6 protein-coding genes and 1 riboswitch are annotated in these 4,704 nt (G+C 71.9%); of the genes, 2 read left to right on the forward strand and 4 right to left on the reverse strand.

Translation table 11 applies throughout. From position 1 onward, the window contains the following. Positions 1-156: 156 nt before the first annotated feature. A riboswitch (cyclic di-AMP (ydaO/yuaA leader) is annotated at positions 157-313 on the reverse strand. A 178-nt stretch (positions 314-491) separates the two neighbouring features. Further along, on the reverse strand, positions 492-773 hold the full coding sequence (locus tag G6028_RS11120; protein WP_182616131.1) for a hypothetical protein: 282 nt from the start codon (positions 771-773) through the stop codon (positions 492-494). Between the two features lie 121 nt (positions 774-894). Between G6028_RS11120 and G6028_RS11125 the strand changes: the two genes are divergently transcribed. Further along, positions 895-1,296 (forward strand): cold-shock protein, encoded by a 402-nt coding sequence (locus tag G6028_RS11125; RefSeq protein WP_179524659.1) that lies wholly within the window; start codon positions 895-897, stop codon positions 1,294-1,296. Between the two features lie 9 nt (positions 1,297-1,305). On the opposite strand, the gene G6028_RS11130 is transcribed toward G6028_RS11125, so the two are convergent. Genes G6028_RS11130 through G6028_RS11140 form a run of 3 tightly spaced genes read right to left on the reverse strand, consistent with a single transcriptional unit; the run spans position 1,306 to position 4,098 of the window. After that, complete coding sequence (locus G6028_RS11130; RefSeq protein WP_182616132.1) at positions 1,306-1,815, reverse strand: DUF2771 family protein; 510 nt, start codon at positions 1,813-1,815, stop codon at positions 1,306-1,308. Then, positions 1,812-3,203 carry an MFS transporter gene (locus tag G6028_RS11135; RefSeq protein ID WP_182609791.1) on the reverse strand — a complete coding sequence of 464 codons (1,392 nt, stop codon included), beginning with the start codon at positions 3,201-3,203 and terminating at the stop codon, positions 1,812-1,814. Before G6028_RS11135 ends, G6028_RS11130 begins: the two co-directional genes overlap by 4 nt. Further along, the gene (locus tag G6028_RS11140) at positions 3,196-4,098 is read right to left on the reverse strand and encodes a glutaminyl-peptide cyclotransferase (RefSeq protein ID WP_182658878.1); all 903 of its coding nucleotides are present in this window, start codon (positions 4,096-4,098) and stop codon (positions 3,196-3,198) included. Before G6028_RS11140 ends, G6028_RS11135 begins: the two co-directional genes overlap by 8 nt. A gap of 57 nt (positions 4,099-4,155) precedes the next feature. Here G6028_RS11140 and G6028_RS11145 point away from each other — a divergent pair. Continuing rightward, the coding region (locus tag G6028_RS11145; protein ID WP_182658879.1) for a DUF3027 domain-containing protein at positions 4,156-4,704 on the forward strand (549 nt) is incomplete at its 3' end.

Raw genomic sequence — 4,704 nt, forward strand, 5'->3', positions numbered from 1 at the left:
AGTCGGAGTCCGGGGCCGCGTTGGCGGCCGGGGCGAGGGCGAGCCCCGCGGCGGAGAACGCGGTGCCCGCGAGGACGACCTTCACCGCCGTCCTGGGCGCGGAGGCGGTGGCGGCAGCGCGGTGGCGTCCGGTGTTCGAGGTCATATACGCGTCAGTCCTTTTCACTCTGTGCCTACGGGGTGAGCTGTCGGGTTCGGACGGGTGCGCCCGGCCGCCTGCGGCGGCTTGACCCCAAGGCGACCTGTGGTCGCCGGCCCGAGGTGGGCCCTGATCGGGTCCCCCGTCCCCGCCCGGTAACGGTCAATGTCGCATCGGCCGCAGGGCGGGGTTCGGTGGTGCGTCCGATGCCAACTCGCTGACGAGTCTGCCCCGAACAGTAGCGGCTTGATGCCGGATCGTCACCATTCTGAGATAAAACCAGGTCACACAGGAGGGCGGGAGGTGACGTTATCGGCTTGTTACCTGGAACTTCGCCAGAGGGTGGGTTCCGTCACACCCTGGGCGGCCGGGAGCCGAGAATCGCGTACAGCAGCCCCAGGAGGAACCCGACCGGGGTGAACACCATCGCGCCGAGGTACAGGAAGGTCGGCGCGTCCCGATCCAGGACGAACGGGGTCAGTGCGGCGAGGACGGTGAACACCACACCGACGGCGAAGACGACCAGCGCCGCGATGAACAGGCCGCGGCGTCTGGGCCGGACCGGGGCGGGCTCGGCCGCGTGGGGTGCCCAGGGGTCGGGGTCGTCGGCTGGGGGTCGGGCGTCGGAGGTCACACGGGGGAGGCTACCGGCCCGGCGGGGGCGCCGGGCCACCGCCTCGGCGAGGGTAGTCTCGAGTCATTCGTGGTGGATGTCGGTCGCACGTGTGCGCGATCGTGTGGAGAGGTGGTTCGCGGTGCCCAGTGGCAGGGTCAAGTGGTACGACGCGGAGAAGGGTTTCGGTTTCCTGTCCCACGAGGGCGGGGAGGACGTCTACGTCCGGTCGGACGCGCTCCCCGACGGGGTGGACACGCTACGGCCCCGCCAGCGCGTGGAGTTCGACATGGTCTCCGGTCGGCGTGGCCCTCAGGCTCTGCGGGTGGTCGTCCACGAGGAGCCCACCGTCGTGCAGGACCGTGCCCCCCGCGGCGGCCCACGGCACTCGCCCGATGAGCTGCACGGGATGGTCGAGGACATGATCAAGGTCCTCGAGACGACCGTCCAACCCGAGTTGCGGCGCGGCCACCGTCCCGACCACAAGGTGTCGGGTCGCGTGGCGTCGGTGCTCCGCGCCGTCGCCCGCGAACTGGACGCGTGACCCGCCGGCTCAGTCCGCGTAGGTGATCCCGACGGACCACTCGCCGCTGAGGATCGTCTCGGAGCCGTCCGCCGCGTAGACCAGGGCGACCGCGCGGAGCGCCAGTCCTTCGATCCGTCCCTCGTCAGGGAGGGTGACCGGGATGAGTAGTTCGCCGGGGCCGTCGGGTTCGAGGGTGTATTCGCGGAACCCGTCCGCGCGGATCTCGTAGACGTCGAGCGTGGCGCGGCGCAGTTCCACCGGCAGCCGCACCGTGAGGGTGTGTTCACCGGTGACCGTGAACTCACCCACCGGGTTGGTGTAGCTCGTGCCGTCGAGGTCCGTCGCGGCGAACGGCAGTACCTCCACGTGGTCGCGGTCGGTGGCGACGGTGATCGCCGGCACCGCCCCGTGACGTGAGGCGGAGCCCTGCCACGCTCCGACGATCGCGGCGACCATGATGATCACCCACGCCAGGATCGCCCAGGTGACTGGGCGGACGCGGGTGCCGGACGCGGGGGCATCGCTGTAAGAGCTCACTCCTCCATTCTGCCGAGCAGGCGCGCGCCGAATGCACGGGGGTCACGTGGCGCTCCGGGGAACCTGGGTCGGTTGCCGCCGAGCCCCGGTACCAGGGTGGACCCGCGCGCGGTCAGGAGCGACTGGCCGAACAGCAGGGCGCCCACGACCGAGATCACGCTGAAGCCCACAGTGAAGTCCGGCGGGAGGAGGACCCCCAGCGCACCGCCCGCGACCCACGCCAGTTGTAGCGCCGTCTCGGACCGGCCGAACGCGGAGGACCGTGCGGAGTCGGGGATGTCCGTCTGGATCGACGCGTCGAGCGCCACCTTGCCGAGCGCGCTGCACACCGCCGCCACCAGTGCGAGGGGGGCCGCCGCCCAGATGTTGCCGAGGAACGCCGCGACCACCGCCGCCGACAGCGCTGCGCCCGCCGCCGTCGTGGTGATCCTGCCCGGTCGGCCCAGGGGGAGACGGGCGCCCACGGCATTCCCCACGAAGGTGCCGAGTCCTCCCGCCGCACCGGCGATCGCGAGCATCCCGGCCTGTTCCGCCGCGGTGGCGTTCTCCTGGGCCTTGGCCACGAACGCGAGGAACAGGGTGAGGAAGCCGGTCATGAACCGGACCATCGACACGGCCCAGAGGTTGGCCAGGACCTGACGGCCCAGCGGCCGGGTGAGAACGGCCTTGAGCCCGCTGACGAGCGGGCGGCCCCGGTCCACGCGCAGGGTCGCCGACTCCTCGTCGAGCGAGGCCTCGGCGTGTGCGGGGATGGTCATCGCGATGTACGCCGTCACCAGCGCCACCGCGGCGAGCAGCCACAGGGCCGCGTCGGAGCCCCACACCCACGACACGGCTCCGGCGAGGGCCCCTGCGATCAACGACCCGCCCACGTGGCCGAGCACCGTCAGCCGGGAGTTCGTCCGGACCAGGTCGAGCGCCGGCGGCAGGACGTGCGGGGTGATCGACGCCTTGACCACGCCGAAGGTCTTGGACAGCACGAGCATCCCCAGCGCGAGGGGATACAGCAGCCAGGAGTCGAAGTTGAGCGCGAGGATCACCGCGAGCACCGCCCGCAGGGTGAAGGTCAACGACACCGTGAGGCGCCGCCCGCTCCGCAGCCGGTCGAGGGCCGGTCCGATCACCGGGGCGATCAGCGCGAACGGGGCGACCGTGACGAGGAGGTACAGGGCCACGTTGCTCCGCGACTCGGCGGTGGCGGCGGAGAAGAACAACGTGTTGGCCAGGGCGACGGCGAGGATCGCGTCGCACGCGAAGTTGGCGACGGTGACGTAACTCAGCTGCGACAGGCCCGATCTGTCGGCCCCGTCGGCGTGGAAGACCCGCCGGACGCCCCGGCCGACGGTGGCCGCGGCTCGACGGGTCGGCCCGGGGGAGCGGTCAGCCAATGAGGCGCACCTCGTACATCGTCGGCCACAACTTCCCTGTGAGCAGCACGTTCTCCGAACCGGGGAGCGCGGCGATCCCGTTGAGAACCGCCTCCCGGCTGGCCGGCCGGGGTCGCTCGAGCGCCGAGGCGTCGTAGATGGCGGTGACCGCGCCGGTGGCGGGGTCGATGCGGATGACCTCGTCCGTCATCCAGACGTTGGCGAGGACGGTGCCGTCCGCGCACTCGAGTTCGTTGATCCGGACCACGGGTGTGCCCCCCGAGGTCACCGAGACCGTGCCGGTGGGCTCGAAGGTGACGGGGTCGCGGAAGGTCAGCTGGTCGGAGCCGTTGCTCATGATCAGCCGTTCGCCGTCGTGACACAGGCCCCAGCCCTCGCCCACGTACGGCACCTCGGAGCGCACCTCGAGGGTCCGGGGGTCCCGGTTGTGGGCGATCCCGTTGGTCCAGGTCAGGGTCCAGAGGGTGTCCGGGGTGACGGCCAGGCCCTCGCCGAACTCGTCGTCCGCCATCCGCACGGAGACGGTGGGCGGGCCGCCGGCGAGCGGGCGGCGCTGCACCTGCGAGCGGGTGAACTCACCCGTCGACTCGTAGATCTCGTCGCCCACCACCTGCAGACCCTGGGTGAACAACTCAGGATCGTGCGGCAGGGTCCGGACGACCTCGACCGAACCCCGTACGGGCCGGGGCTCGGCCGGGCCCACCGGCACCTGTCCGCCGGCCGCGTCGCCGGACCCGGAACCGGAGCCGGAGGGCATGCTCGACGACGCGAGGGAGGCGCCGGGGGACGTGGCGCTCCCGGCGTCGTCGGAACCGGTCGCGGTACACGCCGCGACGGCGCCGACGAGTGAGAGGGAGACCGCGAGAGGGCCGAGGGTGCCGAGGACGCTGCGCATGCGTCAAGGATGCCGTACTACGGGCCGGACCGCGACGCTGTCGCGATGACGCGCATAATGGGTCGGGTGAACACCGAGGTAGGCACGGATCAGGAGGCGGACCCCGTGAGCACCGATCAGGCCTCGGGCTTCAACGAGGCCCTGCGCGAGAGACTGGCCTCGGGCGTGGACGTGGCGCGTGCCGCCGTGGAGGAGTTCGCGGCCGACGGCGTGGGAGAGCACCGCGGGTCCGTGGTCGAGGCGCCGTTCACCACGACGCACCGGTTCGCCTCGGACCTCCCCGGATACCGCGGGTGGTACTGGGCCTGCGTCCTGGCGCTGGTCCCCGGTGGCGAGCTGACGGTCGACGAGATCTCGCTCCTCCCCGGTCCCGACTCGGTGGTGGCCCCGGAGTGGGTGCCGTGGGAGAAGAGGATCCGCCCGGGCGATCTGGGTGCGGGTGATTTGCTGCCCCCTGCGGACGACGACGAGCGTCTGGTCCCGGGACAGCTCCTCACAGGGGACGACGGACTCGACGAGGTCGCCGGCCCCGTCGGGCTCGGCAGGCCACGGCACCTGAGCCGGGAGGGCCGGTCGGCCGCCGCCGCCCGATGGGCCGCCGAGCGC

This window comes from Dietzia cercidiphylli, assembly GCF_014145145.1.
GTDB lineage: Bacteria > Actinomycetota > Actinomycetes > Mycobacteriales > Mycobacteriaceae > Dietzia > Dietzia natronolimnaea.